Source organism: Paraburkholderia sediminicola (assembly GCF_046026675.1).
GTDB classification, from domain to species: domain Bacteria; phylum Pseudomonadota; class Gammaproteobacteria; order Burkholderiales; family Burkholderiaceae; genus Paraburkholderia; species Paraburkholderia sediminicola_F.
In genome coordinates, this window is the sequence record NZ_JAQQEY010000002.1 from 2,193,192 (window position 1) to 2,214,363 (window position 21,172).

23 protein-coding genes are annotated in these 21,172 nt (G+C 59.2%); 8 read left to right on the plus strand and 15 right to left on the minus strand.

All coding sequences use genetic code 11. The features are described from left to right. Nucleotides 1–76 precede the first annotated feature (76 nt). Together PQQ86_RS29530 and PQQ86_RS29535 are read right to left on the minus strand one after the other, a co-directional pair. On the minus strand, nt 77–754 hold the full coding sequence (locus PQQ86_RS29530) for a hypothetical protein (RefSeq protein ID WP_408275080.1): 678 nt from the start codon (nt 752–754) through the stop codon (nt 77–79). A 29-nt stretch (nt 755–783) separates the two neighbouring features. Beyond that, the gene (locus PQQ86_RS29535) at nt 784–1,113 is read right to left on the minus strand and encodes a hypothetical protein (RefSeq protein ID WP_408275083.1); all 330 of its coding nucleotides are present in this window, start codon (nt 1,111–1,113) and stop codon (nt 784–786) included. A 586-nt stretch (nt 1,114–1,699) separates the two neighbouring features. Between PQQ86_RS29535 and PQQ86_RS29540 the strand changes: the two genes are divergently transcribed. Then, a complete protein-coding gene (locus PQQ86_RS29540; protein WP_408275086.1) occupies nt 1,700–2,620 on the plus strand; it encodes a hypothetical protein in 921 nt (306 codons plus the stop codon). Nucleotides 2,621–2,736: 116 nt separating this feature from the next. Here PQQ86_RS29540 and PQQ86_RS29545 read toward each other — a convergent pair whose 3' ends face one another. The 6 genes from PQQ86_RS29545 to PQQ86_RS29570 all read right to left on the minus strand — a co-directional run bounded on the left by PQQ86_RS29545 (nt 2,737) and on the right by PQQ86_RS29570 (nt 6,841). Further along, on the minus strand, nt 2,737–3,720 hold the full coding sequence (locus PQQ86_RS29545; protein ID WP_408275089.1) for a hypothetical protein: 984 nt from the start codon (nt 3,718–3,720) through the stop codon (nt 2,737–2,739). Nucleotides 3,721–3,756: 36 nt separating this feature from the next. Beyond that, nucleotides 3,757–3,969, minus strand: a complete 213-nt coding sequence (locus tag PQQ86_RS29550; RefSeq protein WP_408275091.1) for an Ogr/Delta-like zinc finger protein — start codon at nt 3,967–3,969, stop codon at nt 3,757–3,759. Further along, nucleotides 3,966–4,229, minus strand: coding sequence for an ogr/Delta-like zinc finger family protein (locus PQQ86_RS29555; protein ID WP_408275094.1), 264 nt, complete (start codon nt 4,227–4,229; stop codon nt 3,966–3,968). The genes PQQ86_RS29550 and PQQ86_RS29555 overlap by 4 nt, the downstream gene beginning before the upstream one ends. Nucleotides 4,230–4,243: 14 nt before the next feature. Next, nucleotides 4,244–6,034 (minus strand): replication endonuclease, encoded by a 1,791-nt coding sequence (locus PQQ86_RS29560; RefSeq protein ID WP_408275097.1) that lies wholly within the window; start codon nt 6,032–6,034, stop codon nt 4,244–4,246. Next, nucleotides 6,034–6,225: a hypothetical protein gene (locus tag PQQ86_RS29565; protein ID WP_408275099.1), complete on the minus strand. Its 192-nt coding sequence runs from the start codon at nt 6,223–6,225 to the stop codon at nt 6,034–6,036. Before PQQ86_RS29565 ends, PQQ86_RS29560 begins: the two co-directional genes overlap by 1 nt. Nucleotides 6,226–6,610: 385 nt before the next feature. Next, nucleotides 6,611–6,841: a hypothetical protein gene (locus PQQ86_RS29570; protein ID WP_408275100.1), complete on the minus strand. Its 231-nt coding sequence runs from the start codon at nt 6,839–6,841 to the stop codon at nt 6,611–6,613. A gap of 679 nt (nt 6,842–7,520) precedes the next feature. Here PQQ86_RS29570 and PQQ86_RS29575 point away from each other — a divergent pair. Further along, nucleotides 7,521–7,850 carry a helix-turn-helix domain-containing protein gene (locus PQQ86_RS29575; protein WP_408275102.1) on the plus strand — a complete coding sequence of 110 codons (330 nt, stop codon included), beginning with the start codon at nt 7,521–7,523 and terminating at the stop codon, nt 7,848–7,850. Between the two features lie 184 nt (nt 7,851–8,034). After that, a complete protein-coding gene (locus PQQ86_RS29580) occupies nt 8,035–8,628 on the plus strand; it encodes an ureidoglycolate lyase (RefSeq protein ID WP_459252435.1) in 594 nt (197 codons plus the stop codon). Nucleotides 8,629–8,714: 86 nt separating this feature from the next. Here PQQ86_RS29580 and PQQ86_RS29585 read toward each other — a convergent pair whose 3' ends face one another. Further along, nucleotides 8,715–9,563 carry a LysR substrate-binding domain-containing protein gene (locus PQQ86_RS29585; RefSeq protein ID WP_408275108.1) on the minus strand — a complete coding sequence of 283 codons (849 nt, stop codon included), beginning with the start codon at nt 9,561–9,563 and terminating at the stop codon, nt 8,715–8,717. Between the two features lie 103 nt (nt 9,564–9,666). On the opposite strand from PQQ86_RS29585, the gene PQQ86_RS29590 reads away from it, so the two are divergent. Continuing rightward, nucleotides 9,667–10,314 (plus strand): LysE family translocator, encoded by a 648-nt coding sequence (locus tag PQQ86_RS29590; protein ID WP_408275110.1) that lies wholly within the window; start codon nt 9,667–9,669, stop codon nt 10,312–10,314. Nucleotides 10,315–10,417: 103 nt separating this feature from the next. On the opposite strand, the gene PQQ86_RS29595 is transcribed toward PQQ86_RS29590, so the two are convergent. Continuing rightward, complete coding sequence (locus PQQ86_RS29595) at nt 10,418–11,272, minus strand: AraC family transcriptional regulator (RefSeq protein WP_408275113.1); 855 nt, start codon at nt 11,270–11,272, stop codon at nt 10,418–10,420. Between the two features lie 247 nt (nt 11,273–11,519). On the opposite strand from PQQ86_RS29595, the gene PQQ86_RS29600 reads away from it, so the two are divergent. Then, a complete protein-coding gene (locus tag PQQ86_RS29600; protein WP_408275116.1) occupies nt 11,520–11,900 on the plus strand; it encodes a cupin domain-containing protein in 381 nt (126 codons plus the stop codon). 82 nt (nt 11,901–11,982) lie between these two features. Here PQQ86_RS29600 and PQQ86_RS29605 read toward each other — a convergent pair whose 3' ends face one another. After that, nucleotides 11,983–12,492, minus strand: coding sequence for an oxidoreductase (locus tag PQQ86_RS29605; RefSeq protein WP_408275120.1), 510 nt, complete (start codon nt 12,490–12,492; stop codon nt 11,983–11,985). 96 nt (nt 12,493–12,588) lie between these two features. Between PQQ86_RS29605 and PQQ86_RS29610 the strand changes: the two genes are divergently transcribed. Beyond that, entirely contained in the window at nt 12,589–12,825 is a 237-nt protein-coding gene (locus PQQ86_RS29610) for a hypothetical protein (protein WP_408275124.1), read from the plus strand. A gap of 88 nt (nt 12,826–12,913) precedes the next feature. Here the strand turns inward: PQQ86_RS29610 and PQQ86_RS29615 are convergent, their stop codons facing one another. Beyond that, nucleotides 12,914–13,567 (minus strand): protein-L-isoaspartate(D-aspartate) O-methyltransferase, encoded by a 654-nt coding sequence (locus PQQ86_RS29615; RefSeq protein WP_408275128.1) that lies wholly within the window; start codon nt 13,565–13,567, stop codon nt 12,914–12,916. 243 nt (nt 13,568–13,810) lie between these two features. Here PQQ86_RS29615 and fusA point away from each other — a divergent pair, with 243 nt between their 5' ends. Next, on the plus strand, nt 13,811–15,862 hold the full coding sequence (gene fusA, locus PQQ86_RS29620; protein WP_408275131.1) for an elongation factor G: 2,052 nt from the start codon (nt 13,811–13,813) through the stop codon (nt 15,860–15,862). 61 nt (nt 15,863–15,923) lie between these two features. Here the strand turns inward: fusA and PQQ86_RS29625 are convergent, their stop codons facing one another. The 3 genes from PQQ86_RS29625 to betC all read right to left on the minus strand — a co-directional run bounded on the left by PQQ86_RS29625 (nt 15,924) and on the right by betC (nt 19,939). Continuing rightward, a complete protein-coding gene (locus PQQ86_RS29625; protein ID WP_408275134.1) occupies nt 15,924–17,072 on the minus strand; it encodes a porin in 1,149 nt (382 codons plus the stop codon). Between the two features lie 325 nt (nt 17,073–17,397). Next, complete coding sequence (locus PQQ86_RS29630) at nt 17,398–18,351, minus strand: choline ABC transporter substrate-binding protein (protein ID WP_408275137.1); 954 nt, start codon at nt 18,349–18,351, stop codon at nt 17,398–17,400. A 40-nt stretch (nt 18,352–18,391) separates the two neighbouring features. Continuing rightward, complete coding sequence (gene betC / locus PQQ86_RS29635; protein WP_408275140.1) at nt 18,392–19,939, minus strand: choline-sulfatase; 1,548 nt, start codon at nt 19,937–19,939, stop codon at nt 18,392–18,394. Nucleotides 19,940–20,091: 152 nt separating this feature from the next. On the opposite strand from betC, the gene PQQ86_RS29640 reads away from it, so the two are divergent. After that, entirely contained in the window at nt 20,092–21,006 is a 915-nt protein-coding gene (locus PQQ86_RS29640; RefSeq protein ID WP_408275142.1) for a choline sulfate utilization transcriptional regulator, read from the plus strand. The last annotated feature ends 166 nt before the right edge of the window (nt 21,007–21,172 follow it).

The following is a 21,172-nucleotide window of genomic DNA, read 5'->3' on the forward strand; positions in this document are numbered from 1 at the left end:
CTGCGCGGTTCTTCGACGCCGCGTGGTTTCAACGACCGGCTTCGAGTCCGAACGGCCATCGTCTATTACGCGGGTCCTAGCGAGGCGCCACCACGACACGTAGTGTGCCAGGCGCGGGATGGTTCGGGCCGTTAATGTGCGTCGCAACCCTGCCAATGCCGCGCTCAATCGCATACGTCAGGGTTGTAAACGGCGTGTGCGCCCAAGCTTGGCCATTTGTGCGAAGTAGCTCCGCTTCCGCTTCCGCCGGCGACTGAATCGAGGCCACGACCGTCAGTCCAGCGGGCTGGCCGTCAACGTTCATTGCGGCAGGTTGGTCGTTTCTACCGTCGAAGATCGGGGCAGGTGGCGTGACTTGCCAGCCCGCATCTTCTAAGAGGTGCCAAACCTGCTGTGCGACGTCGAAACACTCAGGGTCGTTTCGTAGATAGACAATCTGAACGCTGCCCACGGTTTCGCCCCGGAGCGCCTCTAGAAACGCGGCACGATTGAACTGCCGCGGCCCGACCTGTGCACGGAGCTGCTCCAACTTGAACACCGCGGTTGCTGCCGCCTCATTTGACTTCGCCGCCAATGCGTTCGACGCAGCGAGACGCTCATCCGATTCCCGCTGAGTGACTGCGGTTACTTCTCTACTAACGATTGCTCCGAAGAGCCCCGAGATCGCAGCCACGGCGCCACAAACGGCGGCGATCCATATCAACCAAACAGACGCTGCGTCCCAGAACTCCAGCGGTTTCCCCCATACTTGCATTTGCCTAGTCCCTTCGTGCTCGACAGTAGTTAGAGATCGCCTTCGTCAATCTGAACGACGAACGGGGTGGCAACATCGACGGGGCCATTCGGATCGTAGCGCCGGCGCCGATGCCCGACTATCTCGCATACGCGGGCCTCTATTCTCGCCTGCTCTACAGCATTACTTGAGTCGTATCGGTCGATCGCTTCCATATCTGCGACGATGACGAACGGCGCGTTACGTCGCGGCGCATCGTCAGGCCCGACGACTGCCCAGTTGACGACGACGTGGTTCGGACGACTGCCCTCCTGGAATTCAACATCATCGGAAAATTCGCCTCGAAGGATGGCCTCGATCCACTCGGACTCGCGGGACATAATAACCTCCGTGTGTGCATTTCGAGAATCGTAGCATGCCGCCCAGACCGCTCTAGGTGGCGAAAACGCCAACACGCGCCCGTAAGAATATTGGAAGCAACCAACGAGCTACATAGCGTAGCGGCATCGAGTGCCCGTAGGTCGCTGAACCTAGAAGTACGCAGCGGCTCCCGACTCGTTTTCCCGGATCATGACGGGCTGGTCGCGATCCAGCAACGCGGCGCGGGCCCATTGTTGCCGCTGGTCGGTTCTACGTACACTGAGTGGTCCGGGCGGCTTCAGGATCGCAGTCCCCCTCCCCGCCTGCCCTCCTCTTGAGGCGCTGGTTTTGATGCAGGATGCCGCCAGCCGCTGTAGGGCCTGTCTGCGCCGAATTCGCGATCGGTTCGGAGCCGGCCAAATGATGCAATTTGATGCGCGTAACCGATCTTCCACGCACTTCGCCGCATGCCTATCTCGTGGCCGTTTGGCCAGTTTCCGTCGCTCGCTCTCAGGTTAAGATGGCCGTTCGAATGCCCGCATCTAAAAGACAGCAACGGACGTTCGCCGATCCGACCTATTGAAAACCTTTAATGGCCTCTCCCATATGACCCCACAAGAAGATCCGTCAAGACCGGATGATCTCAATTCTGTTGCCGAGGAAGCCGTTGAAGATATAGACGCCACGAGAAGCGACTACGTCGCCGCATTAAATGAATTTGACTCAGCCATCTGCGAAGCGGTCGCGGTAAGCCAAGCGGCGTCGGGACGATTTGTCGAGGCTCACAAAGGCCATGCGACGAAATTGTTCACGCGTCTTTGCGCGCACGGGATCGCGTTGATTCGAGCGGTTCCGCTTACGCGATGGGTGAAATCCGACCACTGGGATTGGGATTTTTCTTGCGCGGCACCGCACGTACGAGCGATTCTGGAAGGGTATCAACTTTTCTCGTACATCATCGAAACCCCTGAGTCAACCGAGGAGTGGTCCACTAAGATCAACATCATGCACCTTAACGACTGCATGAGGCGCATCAAGCTGTTTACAGGCTTAGAGAGCCGAGATCAGGTCGCATCCTTAAGTGCGCAGGCGGACGAACTTCGTGAGCGGCTCCTTAAGAACGATTTCTTCCTGTCCATGCCAGAGCCAAAGCGAAAGCGGTTTCTCGCTGGTGAGTATCTAATGATCGACTCGCGGGATGAAAGACTGAATAAGCTTGGTATAGCACCGAAGACGTTTAGTGTTCTTTGGGACTTGCTTTCACAGAACACGCATATCCTGCCTTTATCGTTCTATCGTCTGGAGCCAAATGGCCGGGGAACTGGGTTGGAGAACGTCAGTGACAGAAATTATCTGACTCGCTTTTTGAACATCGCAGCCGAGACGATGGAAGAAGCAACGAATTTGATGGTTGGGGCGTTTCCCGACACAACAGACGTGCGCAAGGGTGTTAAATCCGGATTTTCACCTGGACCGCGCTCAAACGAGATAGCGAAGCAAGCTGCCCAACGCAAGAAAAATCGGTAGGTCGCATGTACGCCGCTGGCGATAGCAACAGACCGATTTTGAGGACTCGTCGACGCGATTGCCGAAATGTTGTTGGATTGTGCCGACTGCATCGGGCCGCAGTCAGCCAACTCCGATCATTTTTCATTGGTCTCGCGACTGGATTGCATCTGTTGCGCGAGCTGTTTGCGGAGAGCTGCGGCCTTTGCCTGGGAGCATGCAAGGTGCTTCCGAATCTCAGTGACGGTGCCGCGTAGCGTTCCGTTGCTTACTGCGGTCAACACTCGAGTAAGTTCATTCGCCTGCTCGACAGCCGGTGAGTCGGCAGTATTCCGCCGTCCGGTCGCACCATTACCGGCATACGGGACCAACGTACTATTGCCCGTGACTCGCGTGACTGAGAGTCCGTCACGGACTTCCCGTGCGGTCGTGACTGTGGTGTCGGTCCCGTCGGTAGGCCATAGCGCAAGCAGCCAACAAAAGCATGCGACTCCCTCAACGACGACGGCGAACGCCATACCGGCTACGAGATCGACGCCACCGGCCGCGACGCCAAAGTCGGTCAACAGCCCTGCGAGCGGATTAGTTTTCGCCGCTGCACGCTCGGCGTCCGCACGGTCGAACGCCAATTGGCGACGCTTTGCTTCGGCCGACTCGGCGTCGAGTGCGTCGAGTTGCGCATTGAGAGTCGTGCGTTCGATGCGAACCGCTGCGCATCGGTCGCCGCATTTGCGTTCGGTCACGCGGGCTAGTCGTGCTACGAGGCTGACGCGGTCACTGGCAATCTCTGCCCGATTGCGAGACGGAGCGGAGATTCCGGGAACGACCGCCGCGCGGACTTCGCCGGCGTGTTTCTGGGCCATGACGAAAAACATCGCGTGGCCGTAACAGGTTGCCGTCATGCAGCCAATCCATAGCGCAATGCCAAGCGCCCGAATCCGCCAGCCATGCGGACGACACAATGCAGGGAGCAGGTGAGTAGCGACAACCAGTACGACGCCCACGCAGACCAGAAGCACACGCTCCGCGAGTAACCCGCCCCGCTGCCACCCCGATAGTATCGACAGACAGGCCGCAGTTATGGTGGCCGCGAGCGCGAGTAATGCTGGTGGTGCTCTCATTGGCAAAGTCATCCTGTTTCGCTCCCCCGGAGGTGGTTAAAGATCAAACTGCAATTCGGTGTTGCTTCGTCTCTGCCGTTTGGGTATTGGCAATTCGGGCGGGAACATTTCGAGCTTTGTGCGATACGTGTGACCGCACGTTACGTCATCGCACTGAAAGTCAATTTCCCAATCCGTCTCCGACTTCTTTTCCATCGCGCGCGCGATGCCGCGCGCGCCGCAATGTGGGCAAACGATTGTGAATCTCACGGGCGGCTCTCCCGATGCATCGTCGTGCGCGCATTCACCGCGCCGCGCAGCATCGGCGACGGCCGCACTTCGAGCAACACGCCTTCGCGCGGACGGGACGACGCCGACAGCGAGAAAAGGATTTCAAAGCCCGCCGGGGTGCGATACCCGCAGTCCTCGCAAACGAAGTAGATACGCCGCAGCGTTGTAGACAAACCTTCGGTATGGCGTGCGTCAATTTCGCCGCCGCAGCACGGGCAATCGATCTTCATTTGTGTCATGGGAATTCCTCGCTCTACAGGTTCCATTGACCCCATTTCGCGCCGTCCCCTTCCCCCCCGACGCTGATTTCTTTGCTGCGATCCAACTGCGCAACCGGATCGGCCGCCCCTAGTCGAACGGTGCGCGTACAGTTATTGACACAAGTCCGAGTGCTCGCGGCTTCGCCGCTGCGCTCAACCTTCCGCCACTCGTAGCGAGTAGCCGGAACAAAAATCTCTGTTTCCTTCGAGTACGCACACATGCCGTCCACGATGTAGGCAACGCCGGTTGCCGCAACGCCGTGTGCCACCTTGACAGGCGAGATGCCATACCGGCCTTCCCTGTGCTGCGTAGTGCGTTTGACGTAGATCAGGCGCTCTTCGCCCGCAACGCCGCCCATGGCGCGCGCGTATTGCGCCCAGTCCGCTTTATGGGTTTCAGTCTTCTGCGCCGCGTGCCATGCCGCCACGATTGCAGGGGATTCTTCTGCGGCCGGCAGGTCTTCAACCTTCACACGTCGCAGCTCGCGCCACACGCCGACAGGCGCACCGCCGAACTGCTGAAACTGTCGGATACCCCACAGCGCGGCCCACGCTTCGACACGCTGCGACGGCGTAATTTCGTCTTCCCCCCACATATCCGCTTGGACGATGTAGCCCTCTTGCGTCTTGTGATCGCCGACCGCGTGGCCGTCAATGTTCTTGGCGATGTACTTCGCGATGTAGCCCACTGCCGAGCCCTTGGCACTATCGATTCGTTCGAACTTCACACGCCGTTCGTGCGCGCCGGCCTCATTGCCCGAATCGCGCAGGCCATGGGCGCGTATCACCGCGCACACGCGGTCCACATCGTTCGAGAAAATCAGGCCGTGCCAGTGTGGTGTAGCGTCGTGGTGCGGCTCTGCCACGCGCATACCGAAATAGGTCACTCCCTCCCGTTTGAGCTGCGCACGAATCCGCGCCCACACCTTGCGCAAATACACCTGCCCGTCGCGAGCGGAAGCGCCGTTGTATTTCTTATTGGGAATGAACCGCGTGCCATCGCCTAGTTGCCGGATTGCGTGAAAGCGGCTCGGGCAAGTGAGCGTGAACATCACGCCTTCAAAGTGCGCCGCCACCGCCAGGTCTTCACAGCCGCGTAGACGAGTCATCAGCTCGCCGCGCTTCAGCGCTTTGTTGGAAACGCTCTTTGCAGCCAGCTCGGCGAGCGTGAAACGGTGGCCGAGTTCGTTTTCCAGCGTAACAGCTTCGAGCGTGGCCGCGTTGCGCCGATTCTGCGCGATGCGCCGACGAACAGCATCGTCGCTCGCGTATGGCTCGGCCTTGTAGTGGACGTAATGCAGGCGGATGTTCGAATGTTCCAACGTGCGGATATGCAGGCGTCGCAGTTGGCGGCGCCACCACAGTTCGCACTTCACACGCAGCACCTGTTGCGCCGGGTCATCGAATGCCGGCATTGGCACACCATACGCGGCGCATGTACGAGCCGCGACTACGAGCGCTTTATTGGAGTCAAGACCGAACGCGCGAAACACAAAGTCGTTGGCGAGCGTGCGCGCTTTCATGCAGATTTCGAAATCGGATGCATCGGGGCGCACCGGCATAGAATCCGGCGCGTGTTCGCCCACAAACGCGGCCATGCTGCGCGCGGCCGCGTTCATGTCGAATAGATACGGTGTACCGCTCTTTCGAGCGCTTTCGCGACCCGCGTCCTCGGCCGTCCGATATGCACGTCGATACCATTTGTAAGGGAGGCGCTTACGCGCTTTCTGCACGGCAGGCAGGTTCGGCAGTTCGGTCGCCACTGCGTTCGCGTATATCCACATCACTCGCCTGCCGGGTGCTCAGTCAGATTACCGTTCAGCCACGCGACGCGGCGGGCCGCTTCTTCTGGTGAACCATGATCGGCGGATTCCAGCCGCCATCGACCGGACGGATCGAAGAAACCGACTGTGTAGTTCACGCGGGTAAATTCATCTTCGCTTTCGACGCGCTCGGTTTCGATATAGACGTACATGCGTTGCCCCCTGATCGTTCAACTACAAACAACCGGCCGCACAGGCACCGACGCATCGCCGCCAGTCTCTCCATGGACACCACACCACGCGAGGATCGCAGCGGCCGAAATCAGCCAAATTGCCCACAGGGGCATCGGCCTATCGAGGCTTCGTTTCTTCATGAGATTTCCTAGCGAATGACACGACGACGCCGTGCGAGCTTGATTAGGAGGGGCCGCAATTCATCCAGCGCTTGGGCCGCCGCTCGATCTGCATGTGCGCTTCGCGGTGGGGCGTAAACGACGAACGGGGCTACCAGCACCCCCGCCCCGACCCCAAATGCCGCGAGGTCTTCAATCAACTCTCCACGGCCGGGTCTTGGTTCATTGGGCGCGAGATCAGGATTCACACGCGCCCTCGTGTCTCATGCAACGCTGCGCTACGTGCCTCGTCGCGCGTCAGCAGGTACGACGCACTCAGCGGCGGGGTTTCCTCGTACCAGTGGATTTGACGCCCCCCGACGACGAAGTAGCCGCCACGTGCATGCCGTTCAAAGTAACCAAAGTACGGACCACACTCCACGACACCCGGCGCCACTACTCGCGGCTGCGCCTGTTCGATATCACCATCCGTCATGCGACACCTACGGCGGATAAATGCGTGCGTCCTTGTTGACGGGCACGCAATGCAGTCATGCTTGCCGCACGCGCCCGGTAGCGCGCCCGTTGTGTTTCGTTGTGTGCGTTCAACTCACGGCGAATTGCATCAGACTCGCCATTCACTACGTTAGTAGTCCGATTCATAGGCAACATGAAATCTCCACTTCGATACTGATTCTTTCTAGTTATCCGAGCGTGGCGTTCGCGTCTGTCCGCCACGCTTGAAAGAGGCAGGCAATTGAAACCTGCAATTCACCGGCTCAGTACGCTCCTGCTAAACCGTCCAGAGCAACCGAACTCCACTTGCGGACAATTTTTTGCATTGAGTCCATAAGAGCGCGCCATGCGGCGTCTACAACCTGTCGATCAAGCGCGACCGGTCTGTAACCAGGGCGTGTGATTTGTAACGAAATGTGCTTCATTTGACTTCCCCTTGTTCAACCCCTTGAACGATGTACGGCGCAAAACTCGCCCGGCGGCTGGGTAGCTATTCCAGCACCGGCGGGGTTGGGAACCGGTTGCCGGGCGACAGGCGCAAGCATAATGCAAGACTCTTGCACCATGCAAGTACCTTGCAATTGCAAGTTTCTTGCATATTGCACTAGCAAGGTACTTGCAGTACCTTTGCTTCGGGTTGAAATTAAAGGGGTTTTTCCATGAAGAGCTGCGATCATTACCTTGATCTCGCGAAGATCAAGCGGGACCTTCCGTCCGACTACGCCCTCGCGAAGCTGCTCGGCGTAAGCCCTTCCGGCATCACGAACTACCGCAAGGGCCGTAGTCATTTTGATGACGCGATGGCGATCAAACTCGCCTATCTGTGCGAAATCGATCCGGCCGAGATTCTTTTTTCGATGCAGGTCGAGCGCGCGAAGAGCGATGAGGCACGCGCTGTTTGGTCTGGCCTCTTGGAAAAATTTTCCAAGGGTTTTCGGTGGCTGGCGCTACCCGCTAACGCTTGTGGGGCTTTGGTTCCACAGGTGTGACGCCAGCTTTTAGTTAGCAAGTCTGTTTATATTATGTAAAATTAAGAATATTCGACGACACCATCAAACAAGCCCGGTCCGAGCATCAGCAGTCAGTATCTTCTGACTCATATAAACTCCTCGCATGCCCCAAGAAATAGATTACCTCAACCCAGCCCTTCCTCCTGGGCTCCGTCACGTGTCGATGCCCGTGGTCGACGCGACTCCAGACTCCCTCACTGGATTTGGCAGGCTTGTAACAGACCCAAACGAGTGCTCGATCGAGATTGTGCAGTGGCCGGCGATCGGAGTAAGGCCCATAGACCCCGGAACTGGCGATGAAGCAGGCACAACCGAAGGCACATTCGTCAGCGAATGGCGCGGGGACATTCTCTACGGTCGAAACGACGCTGTCGGTGGCAATTACATCCTTGCATACGCAAAGGAGCCTGAAGCAGCCCGCGACGACCACGCCAACGCACCGGAACGCATGCTGCTTTGGCACGCGAACTACCACCCAGACGGCGGGCAACTGTTCTTCCCTCTCGGCCATCGCCCCTTCTACGTTCCATTGGCATTACCCGGTGACGACATCGCGCCGGAGAAGTTCGTGTGCTTTCGCTTCGATGGACGGCAGGGTCTCTACATCCATCCAAACATCTGGCATGAAGGTGTGTTCACTCTCAGAGGGACGCAGCGGTTCTTTGACAAGCAAGGCGCCGTCCACGCCCGCGTCTCTGTCGACTTTGCCCGCGAGTTTGGTTGCCTTCTCGAGGCACCGATCGCCAGCAACGCCTAAACGTTTGGTCAAGACACCGACCTACAGCGGTAAAGCGCAGACAATCAGCGTTTTTTATGCGGTGATTCTGCCATCGAGCGGCCGGTTCAAACCCTCAAATCAGCCAGAATCTGTTCAGCCAGAAAATCGCACGGCGGTCGCCCAGACCGCGCACTGCGTGCAAGGACGACTTCCAGGTCACTCAGCGGCGGCAGCCCTTCGTTCTGCGATAGCTGAACGAGGTGCGCCGGTACGCTGCATCTTGCAAGAGGCGCTATCGCGAGCCCTGCTTCGACCATGCTGATAAGGCCCAGCAAACTCGGGCTTTCGTAGGACATTCGGTATTTGATATTTTCCCGTTGGAGCGCGTTGACGGCATGGGCACGCGCAGTACTGCCATGTGCGAAAACGGCAATCGAAAGCGGGCGCTCTTTCCACACTTTTCTTGCGGGCGACCCGACCCAAACCATTGGCTCGAATCGGATGAATTCGCCCGCGACGCCCCTTGTTTTCGTGAAGCAAGCCAGGTCGAGTGTATTGTCTTTAAGCAATGGAACAAGCTCACTGCTTGGCAAACCGATCACCCGAATTTCTACACGCGGATGAGCCACCGCGAACTTTGCCAGAACCTGCGGCAGCAACGATGAAGCGTAGTCGTCCGGAACACCGATGGTTACGCGGCCCTTCATCTCCGGGCGAACCACCGACGCCCATGCTTCCTCCCGCATCGCAAGCATTCGACGGCCATAGTCGAGGAGCGTCTTGCCCTCTGCGGTAATCGCTACGTTGCGGGTGCTTCGCACGAAGAGCGGCTTTCCCAGCGCTTCTTCAAGCGCCTTTATCTGCATGCTCACTGCCGACGGTGACCGGCGCACGGACTCCGCACCTCGAACAAACGATCCTGTATCAGCGACCGCCACCAGCATTTCAAGCACGTCCAGATCGAGTTTTTTCACGTTAGTCAGAAAATCTGAGTAATAGGTTCAGTTTAATCCGTTTTACTGGAGTATTCATCAAAGCGATACTACGACGAATGACCACTTGGTGGAGCCCGGGAAAATGCACGGTACGGTTTCGATTTACGGATTTCTGGCGGTCGGCGGAATGCTTGCGGTGACACCGGGGCCGAACATGATCTACGTGATGTCGCGCTCGATTGCGCAGGGACGCACGGCCGGGCTTATCTCGCTTGCGGGCGTCATGCTCGGATACCTCTTCTATATGTTTGGGGCAGCGTTCGGCATCACCGCCTTTTTCCTGAGCGTGCCTTATGCAGCCAGCGTTCTGGGCGCAGGGGGCGCGCTGTATCTGTTCTATCTGGCGTGGCAGGCTGTGAAGCCCGGCGGCCGCTCTCCCCTGGAGGTTCGTGAGTTGCCTCGCGAACAGCCTCGCCGGCTCTTCGCGATGGGCGCGACGACTAGTCTGTTGAATCCCAAGCTCGCGATGATCTTTCTGTCACTGCTGCCGCAATTCATCAACTACCAGGACGGCAGCGTTCTCAGGCAATCGCTCGTGCTCGGTTCGTCGTTGATTGTTGCGTTTGCATCCGTCAATGGTTTCGTGGCGGTCTGCTCCGGCAGCATGGCGACGTTCCTCTCCAGTCGCCCGGGACTCCTGCAAGCTCAGCGCTGGACTATGGGAGTCATTCTGGTTGCCCTCGGTGCACATATGACCATCGATGCATTGAAGCTGGCAGGCACCACCTGATTGTTGCTCTTTGAATTGATTTGCCGTGAGCACGCGGAGTCGGGCACGGTCGATACAGAGCTACGCCTCGCGCCAGGTCTAGAGCGATCGCTACGCGCTGCTGTCACCGCCCTTCCCCAGGGACATATTGAACGCTGCGTCTGTATTGGCTGGGTGTCACGCCTTGCTGACGAACAAAGAAACGCGTGAAATTTCCCGGCGAGTCAAAGCCCAGATCGAGCGCGATATCCTGAAGTGCCATTTCCTGCTGCGAAACACTCTCGATCGACAGGTCCATCCTCAGCATGCTGCTGAAAGTCGCCGGTGTCATGCCGGTTTGCTTGTGGAAGAGATGGAAGAAATGCGGACGCGATAGCCCAACCCTTTGCGCGAGATCGTCGAAGTCGGGTGTAAGGCCCCTCGCCTGTTTTATTGCTTCGATCGCATGACGAATCCTGATGTCATACGCGATACCACCAACGAGTCCGGCTGCTGAAAGTACATTCCCCTGGAGCGATTTACCGACCAGTTCGCCGGTCATGTCGGCGATCAGCCCTTGAACCGCCTGAAGCGACCGGCCCTCGCGGTCGGTCAGAATGTCGAGCAGGTCAGAATGAAGGCGGCTGAGCTTTCCCTGCAACAGTACGGAAGAGCTCGGAAAGAACCGGGGATGAATACTGTACGCGAAACGCCGGTCAATATCCCTCAACCAATCCGGCTCCAGATAAAGCGCGAGCAGCACCGTCGACTGCGATTGTGGGCGATGCTCATAGAAATGCGGCTCCCACGCATTAACGAGTAGCACGTTCTTGTCTGACAAAACATATTCACGATTGCGGACCCCGAACTGGATGTCAGGACCGCCTTCCTTGAAGATGACGTGGGAAACCCGATGCGCATGGAGGACCATGCTCTTGTCCAGCAGCAGCAACGCCACTCTTCCGAACGGCCCGTGAATGATTCGTAAAGGTTCCGACATGTAATTACCTCCTGCCGTCCCGATGAATTCAAAGCATTCGCGGTGTCTCGGCCGCTTCGCGAAAAAAGTCACCATCCGGAATGATAAATCGGCCTCGTCTGTGACAAGTCTGCATACGGCCGGAGCCACTACAAGTGGGACATTCGCCTACTCTGCGTACAGGTTCTCTTGCACCGCAGCTATCGAAGTACGATCCGGCGGCTGACCAACACGTTTTGAAGTCCGAACGTGAATGGTGTTTGCTGCAATGCAAGATGCCTCTCGCTACATTCGCACACTCAAGGAGACGATCATGGCTGGTGTCGGCAGTGAAAAGGTATTTGAGAATGACAAAGTCATTGTATGGAACTTCGTTCTCGCTCCAGGCGAGGAAACGCCGGTACATACCCACACGCTTTCATACATGTGGTACGCGATCGAAGGTGCGCCCCTGCATATCTTCGACGAGAACGGCGGGGACCTCGGCATCTTCGAAGTGCCGACGGGCGCGATTTACTCACTCAAATGCGAGAACGGGTATCTGGAAGTGCTGTCCGAGATCGGCAAGGGCGCGAAGGTTCCCGCGACGCACAAGGCACGCAACGAGGGTAGCACCCCCTACCGCGAAGTGCTGGTCGAGTACAAATAGCCGCGCCTGACTGAGTCTGTCTTGGTAGCCCCCGAACGCCCCTTGAGGCGAGGCGGCGTTCGGGCGATGCGGCAACAATGGCCTAAGCGCGATGCTGCAGTAATGCGCTTATGTTGCGAGTCTCGAGCTCCGTGAACTGCTCCACGGCATCGGCGCCATCCAGCGACAGATCCGGGTCGAGCCCGTCTGCCAGGCGCTCGAGTTGCATGTTGTTCCATGGCAGAAGATGAAACGGATGGAGCGCAGTTTCGGGACTAGGCACACGATCAACTTCACCAGAGAGAATGCGCTTCGGAACTTCAGGATCGGCAATGATCGGACGGCCGAGCCCGATGACATCCAGTTCACCGCGCTCCAGCGATTCGATCATAGCTGCCGTCGTACGAAATCCACCCACCACCATCACGGGCATCTTCGCCGCGGCACGAATGGAGGCGGCAAAATCCACGAAAAAGGCTTCGCGCTTGACGGTACTTTCGCGCGGCGCGTCTTCTCCCTCGTCCTTTAGCGTGAGGCCGGCAATCTTCGGCTGCTCGAGCGAACCGCCCGATAGCTCCAGCAAATCGAGCGAAGAATCGTTGAGCTTCTTCATGAGTTCGACGCACTCGGCATTGGTGAACCCGCCCTTCTGAAAGTCACGCGGGACGCACCTCGCTTCCCCGAACTGGCGCGCCGCTATCGCGAGGAAGTGACGGACACACGCGACGCACTGTTCACGAGCTACCTTGATCGATGGCTGCCTGTCACGGGCTGGGAAGTAAGAAATAAGCACGGCGCCGGTGCAACCTTCGCGGCACTCCTGAAAGCCAGGCTTTTCGACGATGCGTTGCTTGGTTTAAAAAGCCCCAGCGAAGAAGATATCGCCGAATATGCGGGTGATGCGGCCGTCCAGATGCTTGCTCTTATGGAAGCCGGTCGGCTCTAGCGTCGTTGTACCGTTGCTTGTCACATATGCTCCTGGGGCCGCACCCTGAGCAGTCATGCGTTCGCACCGAAACCCGCCAGCCGTGCACCTAGTAATCTGCCCAACCGTCCTCACCAATTAGCGGTACGAAGCTCACATCGCCCAACCAGCACTCGTGGTAATCCTGTTCGCCGTCACGCACCAGTTTGATCAATCGCTGATGGTGACGCTCGCGCCCTACCGGCATCACGATCCGGCCACCAATCGACAACTGCGAACGCCACGCCTGCGGGATACGAGGGCCGCCAGCCCCGGCGATAATCGCGTCGTACGGCGCATAGTCGCTCAAACCGACCGTGCCGTCGCCAAGATGAACAGTCACGTTAGAAATGCCCAACCGCGCCAGCGTCTCGCGAGCGGCGTCGGCGAGCACCGGATCGCGTTCGACGGAATGGACGTGCGCCACGATTGCCGCCGCAATTGCGGCGGCATACCCCGACCCCGTGCCGACGTCGAGAATCCGGTCGCGCGGACCCAGTTCGGCCGCTTCCATCATCTGCGCGACGATGGCGGGCTGCGAAATCGCCTGCTGGCTCGCGATGGGCAACGCGCTGTCGTCGTACGCGAATTCACGGAGTTGTGCAGGTACGAATTCCTCGCGCGGCACACGGCGCATCGCGGATAGCACGTTGGAATCGCGGATGCCGCGCCCCGCGATTTGCCGTACAACCATCCGCTCCCGGGCTTCTCTGAAATCGATCATTGTGGCCTCCGTCTGAGGGGCGCGCAGGCTTTGCAGCGGGCTGCGCATAGCGTCTACCGGACGATTCAATTCTGCGCCTCGTTCGATGTTGGCGAACGCGCAACGGCCTTGCGTTTAACGCGGCCCGACGAATCAGATATTCGATGTCCAGCCGCTTAAGGGTCAGCACTGATGGCGTCGTATGGCACACCGGTCCGTTTTCGCCAATAATGGCCCCACATCCACTACTGGACGAGGGCGGCCATGCATTACAGCCCCGAAGCCATCCGCACCATCGCTCTGGTCGGCCATGCCGGATGTGGCAAGACATCGCTCGTCGAAGCCCTGCTCCACCAGGGTGGCGAGTTGCGCGCCCCCGGCAGCGTGGAGCGCGGCAACACGGTCTGCGATTTCGACCCGCTCGAACGCAAATATCACCACTCCCTGAACTCCGCCATCGCCCACCTGCACTACCGGGATACACGCATCTATCTGCTGGATACGCCTGGCTATCCGGACTTTTCCGGGCTGTCGATCAGCGCCCTGCCCGCGGTTGAAACCGTCGCCATAGTCATCAACGCGCAGACCGGCATTGAAATGACCACCCGCCGCATGATGGCGTGGGCGGAAAATCGCAGGCTGTGCAGAATGATCGTCGTGAACGGTATCGATCGCGACAAGGTCGATCTTCCGGGGCTTCTGACGCAAATCCAGGAGGCCTTCGGCAAGGAATGCCTACCCATCAACCTGCCGGCGCAAAACGGCAGCCAGGTGGTAGATTGCTTTTTCAACCCCGCCGGCGACGCCGACTTCCTGTCTGTTGCGGCGGCGCACAATGCGCTGGTCGATCAGGTGGTCGAGATCGATCCCGCCTTGATGGAGCTTTACCTGGAACAAGGCGAAGCCATCAGCCCGGAGCAGTTGCATGAGCCCTTCGAGCGGGCGCTGCGCGAGGCTCATCTGGTGCCGATCTGCTTCACGTCAGCGGCCAACGGCGCCGGCATCGCGGAATTGCTCGACGTGTTCGTCCGCCTCCTGCCCAATCCAATGGAAGGCAACCCGCCCCTTTTCTACCGCGATGCCCGCGGCCGCCAGGAAATCGTGCGTGCCGAACCGGTCGCCGACAAGCACGTATTGGCACATGCCTTCAAGATCGTCATGGACCCCTACATCGGCAAAATGGCCGTGTTTCGCGTCCATCAGGGCACGATCAGGCGGGACAGCCAGCTCTATATCGGCGACGCACGCCAGCCGTTCAAAGTCGCCCATCTGATGATGCTGCAGGGCAAGGACCACGTAGATGTCTCACAAGCCGGCCCAGGCGATATCTGCGCCACGGCCAAAATCGATGAGATCGGTTTCGATGCCGTGCTGCACGACGCCCCCGAGGACGGCAACATCCACCTGACTCCGCTCGACTTCCCCACGCCCATCTATGGACTGGCGATCGAGCCTGCGCGCCGGGGCAACGAGCAGCGCCTCTGGGAGATTCTGCAAAAGCTGAGTGCCGAAGACCCATGTCTGCGCATCGACCACCCGGTCGGCACCAACGAGACGGTGGTGCGAGGTCTGGGCGAGTTACACCTGCGCCTTATGCTGGAGCGACTATCCGAGCAGTACAAGCTCGAGGTCGTAACGCGCCCACCGAAAATCGCCTATCGGGAAACCATCGGCGCCAAAGCCGAGGGGCACCATCGCCACAAAAAACAAACCGGCGGCGCCGGGCAATTCGGCGAAGTGATGCTGCGCGTGGAGCCACTGCCGCGCGGTACGGGGTTCGAGTTCGTCGACGCCGTCAAGGGTGGCGCCATCCCTGGGCAGTTCATGCCCGCCGTAGAAAAAGGCATCCTTCAGGTCATCGATAGCGGGCCGCTTGCCGGCTTCCCGATGCAGGACGTGCGCGTCACCGTCTTCGACGGCAAGAGCCATTCAGTCGACTCCAAGGAAGTGGCATTCGTATCCGCCGGGCGCAAGGCCTTCATCGACGCGGTGCTGAAAGCTCAGCCCCTGCTGCTCGAACCTATCGTGGACATCGAGGTGATGACGCCGGAAGCCGCGATGGGTGACATTATCGGCGACCTGTCCGCCAAGCGCGGGCAGGTCCATGGCACACGCTCGGCTGCGGGCAACGCAGTGGTCGTCGCGGGCCAGGTGCCGTTGTCCGAACTCAACGACTATCAGTCGCGGCTGAACGCCATCGCAGGCGGGCATGGTAACTACAGCATCCAGCTCAGCCACTACGATCCGGTACCGCCTGCCCAGCAGGAACGGATGGCGTCGCAACACAAGAAACAGGGCGACGGCGCGGCGCAGTGAGTGTTGCACCGAGATCCCAGGCGCTGGCTGGCACTTGAGTGCCAGCCCCACCACGGATGCCTCAGAACGAATGCCGCATCCCGATCCGCACATCAGATTGCGTATTCGACGATGATGGCGTGAAGCTGTAGCCGATCACCGCATTCACGCCATCCGACGCACGCAGATAGTCGCCGGAAATATACACATCGGTCCGTTTGGACAACAGGTAGTGCAGTCCGAGCGAGCCCTGGTTCCAGTGATTGCCTTCGAAGGCCGTGTGTTGATAGCCGCCGTACAGCGACAGCGCAGGCGTGAAGTTATACGACGCGCCTCCTTCGTAAACCTGCATGCGCGAGGTCTGCCCGAAGCCCTTGATCGTCGTGTACGTGAAATCGCCGGTGAGCATCAGGTTGCCGATCGTATACGCGGCGCCGATCGCGAACGCGCCTTGCTTATCCACCGGGAATGCCGACGAGCTATACAGATCGGTCACCGCGCCAGTGGCCGGATCGACGGAAACGGTCGGCTGGCCGAGGAACGTGTGCGTGCCGATCATCGCGTACGGGTCGAACGCATAGATGCCGAACGGATTGTTCAACTGCGTGTACGCAACACCCATGTTGAACGGACCGTGGTCATAATGCGCGCCCACGCTCCACGCGCTCTTCTGATGGAAGTCGCCGGCGGTGTTGCCGAACGAGTACATGCCGCCGAAGGTGAAGCCGGCAAAATCGTTCGACAGGAACTTCACCGAGTTCGGCAGACGGTCGCCGTTCATCCGGTCAAAGTCGCCCTGGTGAATCGCGTAGCCGCTTGCCCACGCGGAGATGTTGTACAGAAAGACAAACTCTTCGGTCATATCGAGCTGGTTACCGAACGAGAAAGTCCCCCAGGAGTTCTTGATGCCGACATAAGCCTGGCGCCCGAATTCAGCACCACCAAATGCATATTGGCCATTGCCCAGGTGAAAACCCGATTCGAGCACGAAGACCGCTTGCAAGCCGCCGCCGAGATCTTCCACGCCTTTGAAGCCGATCCGGTTGCCGTACGAAATGCCGTCGTCGAATTTGAACTGGTGTGCGCCGCCGGCATTGTTCACATAGGTGATACCGGCGTCCAGAATCCCGTACAGGGTGACGCTGCTCTGCGCATGGACCGCCGTCGGTGCGCATACCGCGCTTGCCGCGAGGGCGAGTCCCGAAAGACTAACGGCATTTTTCTTCTTCATCTAGTTCTCCCCTGCTCTTTGCCTGCGTATTTCGTTAGATAAAGCGATCCCTGCTGCGGGTTGTCTTCCAACGCGCGGCGCTTCTCGCATGACGGGCAGTTCGAAATCGGCTGAGACTGATTGAAACGGATTGAAGCTCACACACGCTGACCTGGCCGGCTAAACCTGAACTAGCCGGCGAGGCTGATTGAAGCTATCGGCACTGCATACGATCATCTGCATGCCTGCATCGACGGATCAAGAATAAGTGTCCAGATTTATGAGGATTCGACCGGATGCGACATGAATCTGTCGGGTAGCGACCTCGTAGTCAGGAATGCCGGGCTTATTTCACACCGAGTGCGGTTTGCACCGCTTGCAAGCCGTTGGCGCCGCTGGCGGTGTTCACGCCGTCGAGCCATGATTTCAGCAATTCGGGGTGGCGCTTGAGCGCTTCGGTGGCGGCCGTGGCAATACCGGTCTTCTTCTCGAGCACCTCGGTGATCACGCCGTTTTCCAGATCGACATTGAATGTGAGTTGCCTGAACAGGCGGCCGACATTCGGACACTGCTCAGCGTACCCGCTACGCGCAACGGTATTGACCGTGGCGCCGCCGTAGTTCGGCCCGAAGTACCTGTCACCGCCGTCGAGGTAAGTCAGCTTGAACTTCGTGTTCATCAGATGCGGCTCCCATGCAAGGAACACGATCCATTTTTTCTCACGCACCGCGCGGTCGACCTGCGTGAGCATGCCGGTCTCGCTCGATTCGACGAGCTTCCAGCTGCCGAGCCCGTATGCCTTGTCGTCGACCATCTTCTTGATGTTCTGATTGGCCGGCGCCCCCGGTTCGATGCCATAGATCTTGCTGTCGAACTTGTCGGCGTTCTTCGCAAGGTCCGCGAATGAATGCACGCCTGCGGCCGCCACGTAGTCGGGCACGGCGAGCGTGAACTTTGCGTTGCTCAGATTCGGATGCACAACCTCGATCGATTTTTCATCCTCGAACGGTTTCACGACCGGTGCTTGCGCCGGCATCCAGTTGCCGAGAAACACGTCGATCTGGCCTTTCTTCAAGCCTTGATAGGTGATCGGCACCGACAGGTTCGACACGTTCTGATGGTAGCCGAGCGCCTTCAACAGCACACCGGTCATCGCATTGGTCGCGTCGATGTCGGTCCAGCCAGGCCCCGCCATGTTGACCTGCGTGCAGGACTGCGGTTCTGCGGCCGCGGCAAAGGTGGCCGCCGCGCACAGCAGCGCAACGCCGGATACAGCCTGTTTGAAGAGCTTTTTCATCATGTCGGCTTCCTGTGGATGGATTGAATTGTGAGCGGAGACGTTAGCGCGTTACAGCGGGAAAACGCGCCATCGCTTCGAGCGTGTCGAGGTCGATGTGATTGCGCATGTAGCGCTGACTCGCATCGACATGCGGCTGCCAGTCCCATGACGCGACCGTGCCCTGCGTTGTGGCCTCGAAATGGAAGCGGCGGCGACGCTGACTTTTCAGTACTTCGTTGTGCAGCGCGGCGAGGTTCCAGCGTTGTGCGATCTCCTCACGAAATGCCGCGACCTGTGATGCATATTCGGCGCCCGCGGCGAGGTTCTCGCGCTCGAGCGGGTCCGCTGCTACATCGTATAGTTGGTCAGGATCGGCCGGTGTGTGAATGAATTTGAAACGCCCGCGTCGTAGCATTACGATCGGCGCTATAGCGCCTTCCGCCAGGTATTCACCGATCGCTTCGTCGTGGCCGCCGTCAGCGCCTTGCGTGCCACGCAGATGCGGTACGAGACTTTGACCATCCAGCGAATCCGGCCAGACTGCGGGCTGTTCGCCGCGCGCCAATTCCACTAACGTGGGCAGCAGATCGAGATGCGAAACCGACTCGTGCACACGATGCGCGTCGAACTGCTGCGGCGCATGAACGATCAACGGTACGCGGCAGCCTCCTTCGAAGAACGTCATCTTGTACCAGAGCCCGCGCTCGCCGAGCATCTCACCGTGGTCGGACGTCACCACGATAACGGTATCTTTCGCGAGCCCTGACTCTTCGAGTGCCTCGAGGATCGCACCGAACTGGTCATCGACGTAAGAGATCGCGCCGTAATAGGCGCGTCTTGCATTGCGAATTTGCTGGTCAGTCGGCGGCGTGCGGTCGGTTTCGCACACGTGGCGCAGGCGCTTCGAATGCGGATCGGCTTCATCTAGCGAATCGCGATGTGCGGGCAGCTCGATGTCTTCGTCCGCATACATGTCCCAGTATTTCCGCGGAATCGCGTACGGGTCATGCGGATGCGTCAGCGAGGCGACCATGCAGAACGGCCGTACATCTTTGCCGGCATGCCGCTCACGCGCGATATCGAAGAGCTTCTGGCGTGTGGTGAACGTGACCTCATCGTCGAAGTCGAGTTGGTTCGTGCGCACGCACGGACCCGCGTCGACCACCGAACTCATGTTGTGGTACCACGTGGGGCGCGTTTCGAAATCGTCCCAGTTCGGCGTCCAGCCGAAATCGGCGGGATAAATGTCTGTAGTGAGTCGCTCTTCAAATCCGTGCAGCTGATCGGCGCCGCAGAAATGCATTTTGCCGGACAGGATCGTGCGATACCCTTCGGCGCGAAGATAGTGCGCGAACGTTAGCGTTTGCGACGGAAATTCTGCTGCATTGTCATAGGCACCGATCGCGGACGGCAGCTTGCCCGATAGAAAAGAAAAGCGCGACGGCGCGCACAGCGGACTGGCGCAGTACGCGGAGTCGAATACCACGCCCTGTTTCGCGAGGCGATCGAGATTAGGGGTCTTGGTTAAACGATGTCCGTATGCGGCAAGCGCAAACGGCGTCAGCTGGTCGGCCATCAGAATAAGGATATTCTGTTTCGTGTCATGCATTGGAGCGTGCCTCGAATAGAATCGCAAATAGGGGTGCGGGTGTCGTTGCAAGCGGGATAACCGGTGTGCCAGTCCTCGCGTGAACACCACTATTGCCGTCCAATTCGCCGCTGTGAAGACGGCAAATCGTTATGTGCCTATAAGGGGGACTTATGTCGAGGCAGGATCGCTTGCCGCCAATGCAGGCGCTGACGATGTTCGAATCCGCAGCGCGTCTGGCGAGTTTCACGGCGGCGGCGCGCGAGCTGGGCTCGACGCAGCCTGCGGTGAGTCAACGCGTGGTGCAACTCGAAGATGCACTCGGTGTGCCGCTGTTCGAGCGCGGCCATCGCGGTGTCACGCTGACGGAAGATGGTGTGCGCCTTTTCGAAGCGGTGCGCAGCGCCCTCGACACCATCCGCCTCGCCACCACCGAGATTCGTGCGCGGCGCACGCCGCAAACTCTCTCGCTCTCCACCGACTTCGGTTTCGCGACCTACTGGCTGATGCCGCGCCTGTCTCAGTTCAAGGCGCTGATGCCGGACGTCGACGTCAAGATCATCACGTCGCAGAGCGTATTTGATCCATCGCACGATCAGGCGGACATCGCGATTGCGTTCGGCGATGAAGATGCGGACCTGAGCGCGCGAGGCGCGCTCAAGCTATTTCCTGAGCGTGTCACGCCGGTGTGCAGTCCGGCTTTTCTCGCGGCGCATCCGCAATTGCGCACGCCGTCGGACCTGTTGACTTTGCCGCTGCTGCATCTCGAACCCACTCAGCCGGCACGCTGGCTGTCGTGGGCCGACTGGTTCGCCGCGCAGGGTCTCGAGGCGCCGGCCGCACATCGCGGCATCACGTTCAACAGCTTCACGCTCGTGGCCCACGCGGCGATCATGGGCCAAGGCATCGCGCTTGGTTGGGCGCCACTGGTCGACGAGCTTCTTGCCACGGGGCAACTCGTGGAACTGTTTGACACGCCGGTGGTAACGGAGCGCGGCTACCTGCTCGTCACGCAACGCGCGGCGACACCGGCGGTCAGCGCATTTCGTCAATGGCTGCTCGGCGAATGTGGGCTCGATGCTGAGTGAGCACGGCAAGCTGTCAATGCCGTGCGCCACCGCCCCAACCTCCCCTGACGCTCCCATTCCAGCGCGACGGCGGTTAGCTTCTATCCCCCTGTGCCGCTGATTTGCTCTACTGCGATGATGCATGCCGCGCCCCGCGGCGTTGCCCTACTGCCTAAGTGGAGAGCGC